Here is a 16996-nt window from a genome sequence, read left to right as displayed (position 1 = left end):
GGTGCAGACTGTCAGCCATGTCCAGGCTGGCGTACCGGGAGGCGCCGCGGGTGGGTGACTGTGAGCACTGACGAACGCCGTATGGTCGCGGCGGTCGATGCCGACCACCGGCCGGCCGACCGACCGGACCTGGTGACGCTGGCGGAGGTCGAGCGGTTCAGCGCGGCGTACCCGAGGCCACCCCACCGCGGGCGGTTGACCGTGCGCGCGGTGCTGGTGGCGTACGGCATCTGGACCTCGTTGCTGTGCGTGGCCTACCTCGCCATGCCGGACCTGGTCGTGCCGATCTGGTTCCTGATCATCACGTCCGCGATCGCCGCGTTGATCGGCGGCCTGGTGGTCAACCAGCCCCGGCGGTACCTGCCCTGGCTGTTCCTCTGCGCCGGCCACCTGGCGTTCCCGATCGGCACGGTGGTGGCGCTGACCGGTCCGCCCGGCCAGTACCCGTCCCCGGCCGACCTGGTCTTCCTCGGCGTGTCCCTGCCGCTGTTCCTGATCGGGCTGGTCATGCTCGCCCGCTCCGGCGCCGCGGTGTCGGACCGGGCCGCGGTGATCGACGCGGTCATCCTCACCATCGGCGCCGGCTTCCTGGCGTGGACGTTCCTGATCAACCCGAACCTGCAGAACCCGGACCTGACCGCGGCGCAGAAGGCCGTCTCCGTCGCGTACCCGATGACCGACGTGCTGATCCTGGCGATCCTGGCCCGGCTGGCGCTCACCGCGGCCCGCAGCTGGAGCGTCACGCTGCTGCTGGCCTCCGGCGCCGCGCTGCTGACCGCGGACGTCCTCTACGGCCTGGACCGGCTGAACGGCGACTGGCAGCTGGGCGGCCCGCTCGACGTGGGCTGGATGGCGTTCACCTTCATCGGCGGGGCGGCCGTGCTGCACCCGTCGATGACCGCGCTGACCGAGCCGCGGGTGCTGACCCGCAGCCAGGTCGCGCTGCGCCGCGGCGTACTGGCGGTGGCGTCGCTGCTGGCCCCGGCGGCGCTGCTGATCCAGGCGCTGCGCGGACCGGTGCTGGACGGCATCGTCATCGCCGCGGTGTCCGCGGTGATGATCCTGCTCGCCCTGGCCCGGATGTCGGCGGTCGCCACCAGCCTCCGGCAGACCCTGGCCCGCGAGCGGCAGCTGCGGCTGGCCTGCGAGGCGCTGCTCGTCTCCACGGACACCGCTCAGGTCAGCAGCGTGCTGCGGCACGCGGTCGGGCAGATGCTGCCGCCGGGCACCGTGCACCGGGTGGTGCTGCACGTCCAGTCACCCGAGGGGCCGTGCGAGCAGCCCGCCGACCCCACCGAGGCGGTGACGCTGCGGTACGTCCGGACGCTGCCCGAGCACGTGGCCGCGGACCTGGCCGACTACGAACTCGCGCTGCACTGCCAGCTCGCGGTCGGCACGCAGCGCGTCGGTGACCTGTTCGTGGGCGCGGACGAACTGCCGCTGATCTCGTTGCAGGACTCGCTGCCGGTGCTCGCCGGTCAGGCCGCCACCATGCTCGGGCACATCGCCCTGCGCCGGGAGATCGGCCGCCGGGACAGCCAGGCGTACTTCCGCACGCTGGTGCTCAACGCCACCGAGGTCATCGCGATCATCGACGACGACAACCGGGTGACGTACGCCAGCCCGGCCGCCGAACCGGTCTTCGGCACGCCCGACCTCACCGGCGGCGACATCCTCGACGTGATCGATCCGGACCGCCGCACCGAGGTCCGGGCCGCCCTGGACGCGGCGCGGGCCGGCGGCGACCCGGACGGCCTGCACCTGTGGCTGGTCCGCCGGCCGGACGGCGGACACGTGCACGTCGAGGTGGCGGTCCGGGACATGCGCGGGGAACCGGGCGTGCACGGCCTGGTGATCACGGTCCGCGACGTCACCGAGCGCCGCCGGCTGGAGCAGGAGCTGATCGACCGGGCGTACCTCGACCCGCTCACCCGCCTGGGCAACCGCCTGCGGTTCCAGGACCTGGTGAGCACGGCCGCGGCGGCCGCGGCGATCGGGAAGCAGACCGCCGGCGTCATGATCATCAACATCGACGACTTCCGGATCGTCAACGACACCATGGGACACGAGGTCGGCGACCAGCTGCTCGTCGCGGTGGCCGGGCGGTTGTCCGCGGCGGTCGCCGGCCACGGCACGGTGTGCCGGCTGGGTGCCGACGAGTTCGGCGCGGTGATCGACGACGCGCCGGACGCGGAGAGCCTCGAACACCTCGCGGCGCGGATCGTGGCGGTGTCCGGGACCCCGTTCCAGGTGGGCGGCAGCGTCGTCACGGCGCGCCTGCGGGTGGGCGTGGCCACCACCCACGACGCGACCACCGCGAAGCAGCTGCTCGGCCAGGCGGACGTGGCGCTGGCGAACGCGAAGAGCGGCACGAGCGCCCGCTGGCGCCGGTACGAGGCGTCGCTGCACGCCCAGGTGATCGAGCGGATGCAGCTGCGGACCGAGCTGGACCTGGCGCTCGCGGACGACTCGTTCCTGCTGCACTACCAGCCGATCGTGGAGATGGTGTCCGGCCGTACCGTCGGCTTCGAGGCCCTGGCCCGCTGGCCGCACCCGACCCGCGGCATGGTGCCTCCGGCCACCTTCATCCCGGTTGCCGAGGAGTCCGGCCTCATCGTGCAGCTGGGCGCCTGGGTGCTCAGCACGGCCGTGGCCACCGCGGCGGAGTGGCGCCGCTGCCGGCCGGACGACCCGCCGTACGTCAGCGTCAACGTCTCGGTGCGGCAGTTCCGCTCCCCCGGCTTCGTCGCGCAGGTCCTCGCCGAGCTGGCCCGGCGCGACCTGCCCGCGCACCTGCTGACCGTGGAGATCACCGAGAGCCTGCTGCTCGGCGAGCACGACGACATCCAGACCGACATCGCCCGGCTGCGCGAGGCCGGCATCAAGGTCTCCATCGACGACTTCGGCACCGGCTACTCGTCGCTCAGTTACCTGCACCGGGTCCCGGTGGACACCCTCAAGCTGGACAAGTCGTTCGTGGACACCATCACCACCTCACCGAAGCAGCTGGACCTGGTCCGGGGCATCATCCAGCTGGCCGCCACGCTGTCGCTGGACGTGGTGGCGGAGGGCGTGGAGACCGCCGCCGAGCAGGGCCTGCTGGCCGAGGCGGGTTGCCGGCTGGGCCAGGGATATCTGTTCGACCGCCCGCTCAGTGAAAGCGCAACCCTCCACCGCATCATGCATTCCACCTAACATCTAGGCATGACGCTGGAGATCGACGACCCGGCCCTGTCCGCGTACCAGAACGTTTCCCAGCTCGCCAAGGCCGGCCTCTGGGATCAGGTGATCGACGAGGTCGACGGCCGCCGGATCCGGATCGGCGACCGCTGGCTCACCGACTACGCCTCCTGCAACTACCTCGGCCTGGACCTGGACCCCGAGGTGATGGCGTCGATCGACGACCAGGTCCGCCGCTGGGGCACCCACCCCGGGTGGTCCCGGATGCTCGGCAACCCCCGCCTGTACCCGATGATCGAGGAACGGCTGACCGAACTGGTCGGCGCACCGGACACCCTGGTCCTGCCGACGATCAGCCAGATCCATCTGTCGGTGATCCCCGCGCTGGCCGGGCGCGGGCACATCTTCCTGGACTCGCGGGCGCACCGAACCATCTACGACGGCTGCGCACACGCCCGCGGCCGCGGTGCGACGGTGCACCGGTTCCGCTCCGGCGACGCCGGCCACCTCGAGGACCTGTTGTCCGCCGCGCCCGCCGGAGCGGCCCGGCTGGTCTGCATGGACGGCGTGAACAGCATGACCGGCAACACCCCGGACCTGGCCACGATCGCGGCGGTCTGCCGCCGGCACGGCGCCCGGCTGTACCTCGACGACGCGCACGGCTTCGGCATCATCGGCGAACGGCACCCCGGGGAGACGTCCGCGTACGGCTCCCGCGGCAACGCGGTGGTCCGACACCAGGGCGAGAGCTACGACGACATCATCCTGGTCGGTGGCTTCTCCAAGGCGTACTCGTCACTGCTGGCCTTCATCGCCTGCCCCAGCGACGTCAAGGAACACCTCAAGGTGGCGGCGCCGCCGTACCTCTACTCCGGGCCGGTGCCGACCGCCTCGCTGGCGTCCGTCCTCGCCGGACTGGAGATCAACGAGACCCGCGGCGACGCGCTCCGCGGCGACCTGCACCGCAAGACCGCCCGGGTGCTCGACCACCTGGCCGCGCTCGGCGTGTACACCCCGAACCGGTCCGGCCTGCCGCTGATCGAGATCCCGCTGCACGACCCGGACGACCTGGTGTGGGTGGCGCACCGGCTGCTCGAACGCGGCGTGTACGTGACCCTGGCGCCGTACCCGGGGGTGCCGCGCGACCAGGTCGGCTTCCGCGTCCAGATGACCGCGGCACACTCCGACGCACAGATCGACGACCTGCTCGGCACGCTGAGCTGGCTGGCCGCCGGCCCGACCGGCACCCCGATGCTGCGGGCCCGGGAGAGCTAGACGTCGCGGGTCCAGTGGGCGCAGCGCAGGCTCCGACCCTCGTAGTCGAGGTCACGCTCGCCCACCCGGACGAACCCGATCCGCTGCAGGATCGCGTTGGACGCCACGTTGTCCACCCCGGGAAACGAGTCCAGGCGGGTGATTCCGGCCGCCCGCACCTGCGGCAGCAGCAGGTAGAACGCCCCGGAGGCGACACCCTGCGCCTGGAAGTCGGGCAGGATCATCGCGCCGAGCTCGTACACGGTGTCGTCGCCGATCTCGCTGCGCCACACCCCGAGAAGACCGACCGGCGCGGTCGCACCGTCCGGCACGACGCCGACGAACAGGTCCCCGCGCGCCGGCGCCTCGACCCGCCAGCGGTGCACCCGTTCCGCCACCTCGGGGGTGGACACGCCGCCGAGGTGGCCCATCACCCGCGGGTCGGACTCCAGCGCCAGGGTCAGGTCCCGGTGGTCCTCGGCGTACGGCACTAGCCTCATCGGTCAATCATGTCCGGTCGCGCCCGAGGGGAACACCAGTGCGCCTGTCGGGGCCCGATACCGACGGTGGTGTACCACTGGAGCGCTCCAGTGGCACACCACCGTCGAGCGGCCGGTCAGGCCGCGTCCGCCCGGCGCAGCGCGGTCGCCGCGCCCGGCAGCTCCGGGCCGCGCTCTTCGACGGTGTCCGCGCGGGCCGGGTCGGCGCGCCACAGCGTCCGGTCCGCCGCGCCCTGCGCGGTGGCGATCATCGACACGAACGCCGACCGGATCTGGAACTCCACCCGGTCGGCCGGCAGGTTGCTCAGCTCCACCAGGAGCGAGGCGCTGCCCAGGATGCCGTACGCGTTGCGCGCGATGCCCTCGTAGTCGCCGCCCGGGTAGCGCGTCACGTTCGCACCGGCCAGCAACCGCATGGCGTCGTAGTTGCGGACCGCCAGCCGGCGGGACGCGGTGACCGCCGCCTCCCCGGCCAGCGGGCTGGTCGGCCACAGGATCGACGCGGTGGTCTCCCGCCCGTCAGGCTGCAGGTACCGGCCCTGCATGTGGTAGTCGACCACGACCGCCGGCCGGGTGGCCCGCCACAGCCGCAGCACCGCACGCGACTCCGGCACCGGGTTCTCGGCGGCCGGCGTCAGCGGATTGTGGAAGCGGTTGATGTCGTACCCGACGCCCGGCTCCGCGTACGGGCCGGACGCGCCCGGGTCGTGGTTGTAGCGCTGGTTGCGGACCGCGCCGTCCGGGTTGGCCTGGACCACGACGTCCACCGTGATCCGGCTGCGCAGCCAGCGGTGCCAGGCGGTGTCCGGCACGCCGAGCGCCCACAGCGCCCGGACCGCGGCCGGGGTGCCGAGCGGCTCGTCGCCGTGCTGCTGGGTGACGTACAGCAGGCGGGTGCCGCCGTGGCCCACCGTGGCCAGCCGGATCGGACGGCCCTCGTTGGTGCGGCCCGCGGAGCCGATCCGGACCCGCCCGTCGCTGGCCCGGGCGATCCGGCCGAGCGCGCGGCGCAGTTCCTCCGGGGTTGGTGCGGGCGGAACCAGATCCGAGGGTACGAGGACGGACAACCGGTCGGCGGCCACCGGCCGCGGAACGGGCTCGGCGGCGGCCGTCCCCGGCGCGGCGAGCAGGACCGAGGTGAGCGCGGCCGCGGACGCGGCGGCGAGCAGCTTTGATCGCACCAGGCCTCCCTGATCGAGGGCGATGGATGAACACCGCCACCCTATGAGTGATCGGACAATCCCGCCGGATGATCACGGATGGGTGGAGTGGCATGCGCCCGGATCGGGTACAGCGGTGTCATGCCCACCGCCCCCACCCTCCTCGTCGGTCGATACCGGCTGGGCGAGTCGCTCGGCCGGGGCGGCATGGGCCAGGTCTGGCTGGCCCGCGACGAGACGCTGGACCGCGACGTCGCGGTCAAGGAGATCATCCTGCCGCCGGAGCTGATGGCCGGCGAACGGGATGCGGTGCAGCGGCGCACGCTGCGCGAGGCGCGGGCCGCGGCCCGCCTCAGCCACGGGAACGTGGTCCAGGTGTACGACGTGCTGCAGGCCGACGGCCGCACCTGGATCGTCATGGAGTACGTGCCCTCCCGCTCGTTGCAGGAGGTGGTGGCGGCCGACGGACCGCTGGAACCGCGCCGCGCCGCCCAGATGGGCCTGCAGATCCTCGCCGCACTGAGGGCCGCGCACCGCGCCGGGGTCCGGCACCGTGACGTCAAGCCGGCCAACGTGCTGCTCGCCGACGACGGCCGGGTGGTGCTGACCGACTTCGGCATCGCCACCATCGAGGGCGACAGCGTGGTCACCCGCGCCGACCTGGTGCTGGGCTCGCCGGAGTTCATGTCGCCGGAACGGGCCCGTAACGGCGTCGCCACCCCCGGTTCCGACCTGTGGTCGCTGGGCGCCACGCTGTACACCGCGGTGGAGGGCCGGTCCCCGTTCCACCGCGAGTCGACACTCGGCACGCTGACCGCGCTGGCCGCGGACGAACCGGACCCGCCGGAGCACGCCGGGGTGCTGGCGCCGGTGCTGGACGGGCTGCTCCGCAAGGACCCGGAGCAGCGGATCGACGCCGCCGAGACCGAGCGGCTGCTGCGCGTCGCCGCCGGTGCGGAGGTCCCGGCCGAACGCCGGGGCCGGCGCGGGGTTCCCCGGCCGCGCCGCTCGGCCGCCGCCGCCGGGGCCGCAGCGGCTACCGGGGCCGACGAGTCCCCGGCAGCTCCGGCCGAGGCTGCCGACGGCCCGAGGGCGTCGGCCGCCGAGGCACCCGAGGCCGCCGACGGGACCACCGCCGCATCCCCGGCCGAGGCGCCCGCACCCGCCGAGGCGCCGGAACCCACGGAAACGCCGGCACCCGCCGAGGTCTCGGAACCCGCCGAGGCGCAGAAGTCGGCCGAACCGGCCGAATCCGACGCACCCACCGCCGCGTCGGCCGAGGCCCGACCGACCGGCACACCCACCGCCGCGTCGCCCGAGGCCCGACCGACCGATGTCCCCACCGCCGTATCGGCCGAGGCCCAGCCGACCGAGGCATCCTCCGCCGCATCGCCGGAGGCCCGGCCGAGCGACACACCCACCGCCGGGCCGCCCGAGGCCCCGCCGGCGGCCGCGGTGGCCGTGGCGCCGGCGCCGACGGCACCGGCCGCCCGGCCCGCGTCCGCTCCGGCCCGGCGCCGCCGCCTGCTCGTGGTGGTCGCGGCCGCCCTTCTGGCCCTGGTCGTCGGCACGGTGTCCTGGTGGGCGCTGCGCTCGGAGGAGTCCGGCCGGACCACCGCCGACCCGCCCGCCGCACCGGCCACCACCACGGCCGCTCCGCCGAGCACCCCGGCCACCACCGCGCCCACGTCCGCCGCGCCGAGCCCGACCGCCCCGGGCGGCAGCGACGGCGGCGGCGCGGCGCCGGCGACCAGCACGCCGCCGCGCAACGGCAACGCCACGGCCCGCACCCGGCCGCCGCTGCCCTCGGGCTGGCGGGAGCACAAGGACCCGACCGGCTTCTCGGTCTACGTCCACCGCTCCTGGCGGCACTCCATCGACGAGGACGGCAGGGTGTACTTCCGCGGCAACGGCCGGACGCTGGGCATCGACCAGACCGACGAGCCCGAGTCCGACCCGGTCGCCGACTGGAAGGGCAAGGCCGAGTACCGGGTGTCGATCGGTGACTTCCCGGGGTACGACGAGATCCGCATCGACCCGGTCCGGTACTTCCGCAAGGCGGCGGACTGGGAGTTCACCTTCAACGAGGGCTCCCGCCAGCACGTGAACAACCGTGGCGTCGTGGTGTCCGACAAGCAGGCGTACGGGATCTGGTGGCAGACCCAGGACTCCGAATGGGACGAGGCCCGCTCCGACCTGCAGTTGGTCTTCGACAGCTTCCGCCCGGACGAGGACTGACCGGGCCGGGGCGGTGCTCGGGAACGACGGACAACGAGCCGGACTCCGATTACAGTTCGGGTTGATACCGACACTCAGCGCAAAGACGGTGCAGTCACGCCGCCGGCCGGTGCTGTCGTCCCGGAAGGGAAGCGTGCGATGGCGCCGTACGCCGGAGAGCCGGGTCGCGCTTCCGTTCTCGCCTTCGCCGGGAAGTGCCTGCTTGCCGTGGTCGCCGTCGGCTGCCTGGCGATGTCCCTGGCGAGCGGGTTTCTGCGCAGCTCGGACGCCGGGTGGCAGATCTGGGAACTGTTCGCACGCATCGGCTTCGCCCTGGCGGGAGCGGTCATCGCGCTGGTGCTGTTCGCGCTCCGGCGGGGACAGCTCGACGGCCACACGGCGGCGCCCTCCACCGTCTCGTTCCCCCTACCCCGTTGGATCCGGGCCACCAAGAAGCAGGCCGCCCAGCGCCTGCAGGACGACTACAAGCAGGCCGTGTCGACGTTCGTGGAGCTACTGACCAAGCCGGTCGACCATCGGGTCCGGGTGGTGGAGACCATTGATCTGGACGGTCGGTCGATGCGGCAGCACGTCGTCGTCGAGTTCGACCTGCCGACCGGACGGGAAGACCCGGACACGTTCCTCTACGTGCCGCTCCTCTACCCGCGCAAGGGTGAGCTGCTGGACGGATTCCACCTTCGCGACGCGGAGAACAACTCCCTGGCAGACCTGACCTACGAGGAGACGACTCGCCTCGCCGCCGCGGGCCTGCGGCTGCTGCTGGCCAACGCCCGGGCCGACACCGACCTGACCGCCGACCCCAACTGGCCGGACGAGAAGCTGCAGGGGGTGGAGAACCATCTGCTCCGGCTCCTCGCCGCCCGGGGACAGCTGGAGATGGAGGCAGCCCGCCGGCAGGTGGAGGAGGAGCTGGTGCCGCTGGGTCTACCGGAGACGGCGCACCGGCAGATCAAAAAGTACGTCGTCACGCTGTGCGGCACCTACCCGATCGTGGCGGTCGTCAATCCCGCGCTGGTGACCGGCGGGCGGGTCCTCCTGAAGTACGAGCGTGCGTTCACGCCCGCGTCGCTGAGCGCGGACCCCGATCCGCACGACAGATCGGCGAACCGCCTCACCCGGGTGCTGAAGCGCTGGCGGGGCCTGGCCCGCATCGGGCTGGGCGTGCAGCCGTCCCAGGTCGGCGTCGGCGTTGATCTCGCCCTGACCACGGCTAGTTACCACCTCCGCTTGAATGCGCCGGAGAGCAAGTACGTTTTCGAGCAGAGCCTGGTCTGCCGTCACTGCCGGCGGCTGGTTAGGGAGCAGTGGAACGGCAGCGACCGGACAGACGGCCCCACCGAGGAGTGCCGGCACGACGACGAATCGGTCCCGCAGCAGTGCTTCTCCGACCGGCACTACTTCCGCCTGCAACGACGCCGTGGGCAGAACTTCGTCCATGTCTACATGCGCGGCTTCGGCCGGACCACCGTACCCATGGAGGGTCTGGGCCTGGTCGTCCGTTTCAAGGAGGTCCCGCCGGGCTCACGCGCGCAGGCCGCTGTGACGGCGCTGGTCACCACTGCACTGATCATGGTGGTCGGCTATCTCATATCGCAGAACCGGGTGTCCCCGGAAAGCGACTATCCCGCGGTGGCCCTGGCGTTACCGGCCGTCGTGGCGTCCTGGTTCGGCCTTTCCGCCGAACGGAACGCGCTCGTCGGCGGGTCGCTTCTGGCCCGGCTATCCCTCATAGTGACCGGGACAGTGTCGATCATCTCGATGATGACGTACCTGATGACCGCACCGACCAGTGGAGGCCCCGTGACACCGGCGCACCACCCAGGCTGGTCGCTGTTGGGCGTGACCGAGACGCCCTGGGTCGTCCTGTCGATTCTGTCGCTCACCAACTTCCTGTACATCTACTACCGGTTCGCACTGAAGTTGGTGCACTACCGGGATCTGCTGCGCCGACAGCCTGACCGCTCGGCACACTCGGCGGACTGAGGGATGGGAGCATCGTGACCGAATCCGAGAAGTCCCCCGCCAGCCGTCCGGACCGGATTGTCATCAACGACGCGATTTGGGTGGTGGCACGGCAGGACTACGTCGATCTGGAACCGGCCGTCAAGGAGTCCCTGTTCGACGACCCGCAGCGCCTGGAACGCGCCTGGGACCTGACGTTGCGTAGCCTCAAACGTGAGGCCGACGATCCGGAAGTGGCGGTCTGCCCACCAGTGGGTCCGGCGGACGAACATTTTGCCGAGGAACCGGACGAGTTTGTCAATCGGTACACCCAGTTGCGGGAAGAGGTCAGTCGGAAGCCGGAGACACAGACCGTCAAATGGGTACGTTTCAGCGCCCATGTCGCGCACGTCATGAGCTGGCTGACCGGACGGGCCTGACCAGGATCAGTTCCGGGCGGCGACCTCGCGTTCGCAGTCGGGCAACACGTCCAGGCCCTTGCGGATCGACTCGGCGTGGTTGTTCTTCCCGCCGAACGACAGGTTGATGCCGTCCTCGCTCACCTCGACGTACCGGACGCCCTTGCCCTTGATGCAGGTGACCACGTCGCGGGCGAAGTCCTTGGCCTCCGGGTTGGCCGGGTCCTTCTCCCAGGGTGGCAGCGGCAGGTACAACGGTTCGCAGATCCGGTTCGCCGCCTCGAACTTCTTCGCCGCCTTGTCCCGCGCGGCGCCGGTCAGCCGGACGGAGTCGCTCTTGCTCGGCGCGCCGTTCTCGGTCAGGCACTTGTCGTACGGCCTCCGCATCGCCTCGGCCTCCTCGGGCGTGGTGTCCAGCCGTTCCCGGGGGCGTTCCGCCGCCGCCGACGCCGACGGGGTGCTGCCGGCGCTGCTCAGCGTGGCCACCCGCGGCGTCCCGGAGTCCGGGGCGTCCGACGAGCAGGCCACGCCGGCTGCCAGCACCGCGATCAGCACCGGCAGCTGCCGCCACACAGTTGAAGCCATCGCCAGTCCCTCCTTTGTGGTCCGGAGGAGCGTGGCAGCGAGTTGTGTGGAAGCTGTCAGGACCGGGTCGGCGCCAGCGCGGCACTCACCCCGCCCGCCGTCGAGGAGGCCCGGACCCGCAGCGGTGGCCCGGCACCCGGGTCGGCGCCGGGCGGCGCGGTCACCCGCCAGGTGGTGCCGAGCGTCTCGCCCGCACTCAGCCGGTCCGCGCCGGCCGCGGTCACGGCGTGCGCCGTCCAGCCCCGGGGCACGGACAGCGACACCCGGACCCCGGCGGTACGCCGGATCGCGGTCACCCGGGTCCGCACCGTCACCGACTGTCCCGGCTGCACCGCCACCGCGCCGTCGCGCAGCCCGGTGAACCCGGCGGTCAGCGCCGGATCGGTGGGCCGCCACATCTGCAGCGCGGTGATGCCGACCGCGCCGCCGTCCGCGCGTGACGCCACCACCCGCAGCCGGTCGGTGACCAGCGGCGGATCGATCAGGATCCGGTTGACCGCGCGGCCCACCGGTGCGGCCGGTGCCCGGGTCTGGCCGGGCACGTCCTGCCAGGAGCCGTCGGCCCGCTGGTGCTGCAGCGCGTACCGCTGCGGGGTCCGCACCCCGCCGCCGTCGTCGTAGAACACGATACGCACGTCGGAGACCTCGGTGGCGGCGCCGAGGTCGACCTCCAGCCAGTCGGTGGTGTTCGGTGACTGCCAGGTGGTCCACCGGGTGGTCGGCACGTCGAGGTGGAAGTCCTGGCCGTCGATCGCGTTCGCGGTCGAGTCGCCACGCCAGGTGTACGACGCGCGGGCGGTCGGATAGCCGGTCTCGGTGACGTTCGCGGCGTCGTCGACCATGGCCGGCAGCCCGGGGGCCGGTGCGGCGCCGACCGGCACGGTGACCGGGGCGAGCCCGGGCTGCTGGTGGCGCAGCTCGCCGTCCACCCACACCCGCAGGCCGGCGCCCTGCCGGTACGCCGTGCCGTCACGGTCCCACAGCACGGTCACGTTGTGCCCGTGGTAGGCGAGGTTCTCCACCGCGAAGTGGTCCCAGCCGTCCGGGACCAGCGGCGCCACGCGCACCGTGTCGTCCCGCTGCGGACGCACGCCGAGCAGCCCGGACAGCACGTTGTCGGCGAACGTGGAGTGGTTGTAGTCCTCGCTGTGGTTGAAACCGTCGTAGATCCAGCGGTTCTCGTCCGGGTGGTGCGCCTCGGCGACGTACGGCCTGCCGCCCTTGCGCTGGGTCAGCGCGTACCCGCGCAGCACCTGGTGGAAGTCCTGCCGGTCCACATAGGGCTGGGCCGGATAGTCGATCAGCAGGTTCGCCATCGCGGTGAGCGTCTGGCTGGTGGCGTACGGCCAGCTCGGCCCGTTCCACCGGCAGCAGCCGTTCGACGCCTCGTGCATGAACCACCGGCTGCGCCGTTCCGCGGTGGTCGGCCCGTACGCCGCCGCGAAGCCCTGCGGATCGGTGAGCTGCGCCCACGCGGCGGCGTTGGCGGCCGGTGCCATGTGGAAGTACCACGGCACGAAGCCGATCTGTTCGCGGTCCACGATCCGGGTGCGGGACGGGTTGCCGTCGCGCATCACGTGCTTGTAGAACGATCCGGCCGGGTCCCAGAGGTACCGTTCCTGGGCGGTGCGCAGGGCGTCGGCCTCCCGGTCGTACCGCGCCGCCTTGTCCGGGTTGCCGGCCCGGCGCTGCAGCGCCGCCAGGGCGCGGGCGTCGCCGTACTGGTAGGCGTTGAGGGTGGGCCGGAAGCCGTCGCCGCCGTGGTACGGGTCGCTGCTCTGGTAGGAGCTGGCGGTGTACTCCATGGCGTCCCACACCGGGGTCTGCCAGTACAGCCCGAGGTCCCGGTTGAGGTGCTTGTCCTGCCAGGTGCGGTACTGCCGTTCCAGCTCGGGCAGCCGGTCCAGCAGGAACCGCCAGTCGCCGGTCACCTCGGCCCGGGCCACGGCCGCGTCGACCGCCCAGAACGAGTACTGGTGTGCCCAGTCGGTGGTGTCCTTGCCGAGGTGCTCGGTGGCCGGTTTCGGTCCCGAACCGGAGCCGCGCAGCCAGTACTCCAGGTAGTCGTCGAGGTAGCGGGTGTCGCGCAGCCAGCGACCCTCGTACAGGTGGTGGCCGGCCGCGGCGTTGATGCCGCCGTTGGGCGCCGAGTAGCCGACCGGGCCGAGGAACTCCGACACGATCCAGCCGTCCGCCGGCCCGGTGTACTTCAGCGCCTCCTTGAACGTGCGCCACCGGTAGTAGTAGGTGTCCCGGATCTCGGTGTCGGGCACGTCCACGAACGGGATGTTCGCCTCGTACCAGGCCGGTTCCGGGGTGTCGCCGAGCAGCGCCGCGTGGTCCAGGAACCGGGTGCCGGCGCCGACCGCCGGATAGACCGGCGGCGGCGCGGCGGCCGCCCGCACCGGGGCGGGCGCGGCGACCAGGGTGGTGGCGATCAGCAGGCCGGCGACGGTGGCCGCGGTGCGGCGGTGGGCGCGCATCGCGATCACCGGTTGACGCGGCGGTCGAGGGCCGGCTGGTAGTCGTCCAGCCCCGGATCGTAGGGCGCAGCCGGTGCCGCCGCCCGCCGCGCCGGCGCCGCCACGCCGGCCCAGCGCTGCACGGCGGCGGTGGCGGTCGCCGCGTCCCCGGCGGCCAGCGCCTCGATGGACGCGCCGTGGTTGGCGCCGGGCGCGGTGAACCACAGCGAGTCGCGGGTGCCCCGGCCGGGCCGGAACGGTTCGGCGCCCCACGGGTCGTTCTCGCCGTACACGAAGAGCAGTTGCCGGCCGGAACCGCGCACCCAGCGGTCGACGTCATCGATGGTCCGCGACCGGAACCGCGGTTGCAGCGGGTCCGGCAGGTAGGAGGCGGCGACGTCCTGCCCGCGGTAGTGCTGCAGCCGGCGCAGGTGGGGCAGCTTGAGGTACGGGTACCCGAGTTCGGTGGCGGCCTGGTAGTAGTACGGCACGAACTGGCCGGTGCCCTGGTCGGTGTTCGCGTCGAGTCCGTAGACCGCGTCCAGCCAGCCCATGATCGCCTCGTCGGAGGCGGTGGTCGCCGGCACCGCGGAGCACTGGCTCTCGTCGCCGTACTGCCAGAACGCCCAGGTGGTGCCGTTGACCATGAACTCGAACGCGCGGTCGGCCGATCCGACGATGCCGAACGTGCGCTGGTTCCGCGCGGCCCACGCGGTGTACAACTCGACCAGGGCGGCGCGGCGGCGCAGTGCCTCGACCTGGACGGCGTCCAGCGCGGCGCGGCACGCCGGGTCGCTGCCCACGGTGGTGAAGAACCGGTCGTACCGGGAGTCCTCCTGGTTCCGCACGTCCTGCGGCGCCACGTAGGCGATGGTGCCGTCCACGTCGGACGGGTAGAAGCGGCGGTGGTAGACCGAGGTCATGCCGCCCTTGCTGGCACCGGTGGAGAGCCAGGCGGCCGGGTAGAGCGAGTCCAGCGCGGTGACGATGCGGTGGTGGTCGGTGGCCGCCTGCCAGACGGTCAGCCTGGACCAGTCGGCCGGTTCGGGGCGGGACGGGGTGAAGAACCGCTGCTCGACGGAGAGCTGGTTGCCGTCCACCAGGCGGGTCGGTTCGGCGCGGAAGGGCTGGCCGGGAACGCCGTACCCGGTGGTGTGCAGGACCGTGGGCCGGTCGGGCCCGCGGTGCAGCAGCGTGATCCGCTGCTGGAACGTCCCGGCCGAGGGCCGGCGGTGATCGACCGGCTGGGTGTAGGCCAGCACGAAGAACCGGTACGGCGCGGGCACCGGCTGCTCCTCCAGCACGGTGAGCCCGGGTACGGCCCGGAGCCGCGCCACGACATCGTCCTCGGTGGCCGCGGCCGGAGTGGCCACCGCGACCGTGGCCACCATCGTCGCCAGGACCGGGAGCACTGCCCAGATCCGCCTCATCCACTCCCCCAACCCGAGCCGCGTTCACATTGATCACCGACCATATCCGAGAAATCGCGGCGATCGCCGGAACTAGGGATCGAAACACGTCTGTTATGTCCGCGTGACAGCTGTTACATTGACATGGGAGCGCTCCCAAAGTTCTCCGATCGTCCCCAGGAGGAGGCGAGACCTCACCGCATTCCGCGTGGCACGGCTCCAGTTCCACAGCAACACGTCCTCGCAGGACATCGCGGGGGACGGGGCGCCCACCCCGTCCCCCGCTCCCACGGAGCCGCGCGGATGCCCGGGCGCCCGATCGTCGGGCGGGCCGTCAGGCGGGCCGCACGTCCGGCCGCACCGCGTCCCGTACCGCCGCCGCCACCGTCTCGGTCGCGACGGCCCGGAGCAGGTCGACGTTCGCCTCCCCCGCCTCCCCGCTGGCCAGCGCCACCAGCGCGTCGCCGTCGTAGCGGGAGTGCGCCGGATGGACCGCCCGGGCCACCCCGGTGTGGCCGCTCTGGGCCAGCAGGAAACAGTCGGTCTTGGACAGCCGCGCGTCGGTCAGCACCACGCCGACCGTGGTGTTCTGCAGGAAGCCCGGCGCGACCGGCAGCTCCGCGTCCGGGACCGGTCCGCCGAACACCGGCCGGCCGCCCGGGCCGAGAACGTCACCCCACGCGTTGACCACGATGAGCGCGGCCACCGTGGCCGGGCCGGCGGACCGTACCGCGATGCCGACGCCGCCCGGGTCGCGCCGCCCGCGCCAGGTGCCGGTGGACGCGCCCGCGCCGGCGCCGACCGGGCCGGCCGCCAGCGGGGTGCCGTGCCAGGCCGACCGGGCCGCCGCGCGGCCGGCGGCGGGGTCCGGCGGGCCGGTGCGCACCGAGTCGTCGAAGATCGACATGCCGACCACGATCGGCACCGGGCCGGCCGGGGTGGCGAAGCCCGTGCCGCGGTCGCGCAGCAGCGCCAGCACGCCGTCCGCGGCGGACAGCCCGAACGCGGAACCGCCGGTGAGCACCACGGCGTCCACCCGGTCCACCAGGCGGGCCGGGTCGAGCAGCGCGAACTCGCGGGTGGCCGGCGCGCCGCCGCGTACCTCGCCGGAGCCGACCGTGCCGGGCGGAGGAAGGATCACCGTGACACCCGGTGCGTGGCCGGCGTACGCCGACGACAGCTGCGGTCCGCTCACGGCGTGGCCAGGTGCGGCCGGTCCCAGCCGTCCGGCAGCATCAGCGTGCCCCAGGCCGGATCCGGGCGGTAGTCGGTCCACCGGCCGTCGAACGGGAACGCGCCGTCGGCGGCCAGGGCGATCAGGTGCTCCCCCGCGGCGCGGATGGCCGGGACCTGCTCGGCGGTCCAGCGGCCGGGGTGGCCGGTCATCTCGGCGAACTCGTCCTCGTCCTTCCAGGTACACCTGCGGTCCGGGGTGATCCAGACGTCCAGCGCCCGGTCCGAGGTGTCCACGCCGAGCAGTTCGCCGGACTCCCAGCGGACGCGCGGGGATTCCAGGTTGCCGTACCAGCCGGTGAAGTCGCCGGCCTCGGTGAAGAACCACCACACCGACCAGTCCCCCGCCGCGGGGGCGTACTTGACGATGCCGGCGCCGCGCCACGGGGTGACCCGGCGGGTGCGCGGGGCGGACAGCTGGTCGGCGACCGGTACGTCGTGCAGTCCCCGCCCGTCGACCAGGACGGATTCGACCTGCGGGGTGCCGGGACCGATCCACAGCAGCAGCCCGTCCGCGTCGTCCTGGATCACCCGGGCCATGCGCAGGAACCGGGTGCGGCCGTGGCGGCCGTACCGGTACAGAACGGTGTCGCCGTACGTCCACACCATGATCGA

12 protein-coding genes are annotated in these 16996 nt (G+C 72.7%); 5 read left to right on the top strand and 7 right to left on the bottom strand.

Annotation, left to right across the window (positions count from 1 at the left end; genetic code table 11):
• Window positions 1-60 precede the first annotated feature (60 nt).
• Window positions 61-3195, top strand: coding sequence for a putative bifunctional diguanylate cyclase/phosphodiesterase (locus LDL48_RS44525; protein ID WP_225255797.1), 3135 nt, complete (start codon window positions 61-63; stop codon window positions 3193-3195).
• A gap of 9 nt (window positions 3196-3204) precedes the next feature.
• Entirely contained in the window at window positions 3205-4455 is a 1251-nt protein-coding gene (locus tag LDL48_RS15400) for an aminotransferase class I/II-fold pyridoxal phosphate-dependent enzyme (protein ID WP_225255796.1), read from the top strand.
• On the opposite strand, the gene LDL48_RS15395 is transcribed toward LDL48_RS15400, so the two are convergent.
• A complete protein-coding gene (locus tag LDL48_RS15395; protein WP_225255795.1) occupies window positions 4452-4934 on the bottom strand; it encodes a GNAT family N-acetyltransferase in 483 nt (160 codons plus the stop codon). The genes LDL48_RS15400 and LDL48_RS15395 overlap by 4 nt on opposite strands.
• A gap of 116 nt (window positions 4935-5050) precedes the next feature.
• Window positions 5051-6115, bottom strand: coding sequence for a M14 family zinc carboxypeptidase (locus LDL48_RS15390; RefSeq protein WP_225255794.1), 1065 nt, complete (start codon window positions 6113-6115; stop codon window positions 5051-5053).
• A 120-nt stretch (window positions 6116-6235) separates the two neighbouring features.
• On the opposite strand from LDL48_RS15390, the gene LDL48_RS15385 reads away from it, so the two are divergent.
• The 3 genes from LDL48_RS15385 to LDL48_RS15375 all read left to right on the top strand — a co-directional run bounded on the left by LDL48_RS15385 (window position 6236) and on the right by LDL48_RS15375 (window position 10713).
• Complete coding sequence (locus tag LDL48_RS15385; RefSeq protein ID WP_225255793.1) at window positions 6236-8332, top strand: serine/threonine-protein kinase; 2097 nt, start codon at window positions 6236-6238, stop codon at window positions 8330-8332.
• Between the two features lie 138 nt (window positions 8333-8470).
• Window positions 8471-10315 (top strand): hypothetical protein, encoded by a 1845-nt coding sequence (locus LDL48_RS15380; RefSeq protein WP_225255792.1) that lies wholly within the window; start codon window positions 8471-8473, stop codon window positions 10313-10315.
• 14 nt (window positions 10316-10329) lie between these two features.
• The gene (locus tag LDL48_RS15375; protein WP_225255791.1) at window positions 10330-10713 is read left to right on the top strand and encodes a hypothetical protein; all 384 of its coding nucleotides are present in this window, start codon (window positions 10330-10332) and stop codon (window positions 10711-10713) included.
• Window positions 10714-10719: 6 nt separating this feature from the next.
• Here the strand turns inward: LDL48_RS15375 and LDL48_RS15370 are convergent, their stop codons facing one another.
• The 5 genes from LDL48_RS15370 to LDL48_RS15350 all read right to left on the bottom strand — a co-directional run bounded on the left by LDL48_RS15370 (window position 10720) and on the right by LDL48_RS15350 (window position 16990).
• Complete coding sequence (locus LDL48_RS15370; RefSeq protein ID WP_225255790.1) at window positions 10720-11277, bottom strand: hypothetical protein; 558 nt, start codon at window positions 11275-11277, stop codon at window positions 10720-10722.
• Between the two features lie 56 nt (window positions 11278-11333).
• A complete protein-coding gene (locus tag LDL48_RS15365; RefSeq protein ID WP_225255789.1) occupies window positions 11334-13760 on the bottom strand; it encodes an MGH1-like glycoside hydrolase domain-containing protein in 2427 nt (808 codons plus the stop codon).
• A 5-nt stretch (window positions 13761-13765) separates the two neighbouring features.
• Window positions 13766-15169, bottom strand: coding sequence for a serine protease (locus tag LDL48_RS15360; protein WP_225255788.1), 1404 nt, complete (start codon window positions 15167-15169; stop codon window positions 13766-13768).
• A gap of 313 nt (window positions 15170-15482) precedes the next feature.
• The gene (locus LDL48_RS15355) at window positions 15483-16343 is read right to left on the bottom strand and encodes a P1 family peptidase (RefSeq protein WP_225255787.1); all 861 of its coding nucleotides are present in this window, start codon (window positions 16341-16343) and stop codon (window positions 15483-15485) included.
• Entirely contained in the window at window positions 16340-16990 is a 651-nt protein-coding gene (locus tag LDL48_RS15350) for a ribonuclease FAU-1 family protein (RefSeq protein ID WP_225255786.1), read from the bottom strand. Before LDL48_RS15350 ends, LDL48_RS15355 begins: the two co-directional genes overlap by 4 nt.
• Window positions 16991-16996 lie beyond the last annotated feature (6 nt).

The sequence above is a fragment of the Jidongwangia harbinensis genome, assembly GCF_020216025.1.
In the GTDB taxonomy this organism is placed as follows: domain Bacteria; phylum Actinomycetota; class Actinomycetes; order Mycobacteriales; family Micromonosporaceae; genus Actinoplanes; species Actinoplanes harbinensis.
The sequence above is the reverse complement of the archived record's forward strand: the minus strand, read 5'-3'. Positions and strand labels throughout refer to the sequence as shown.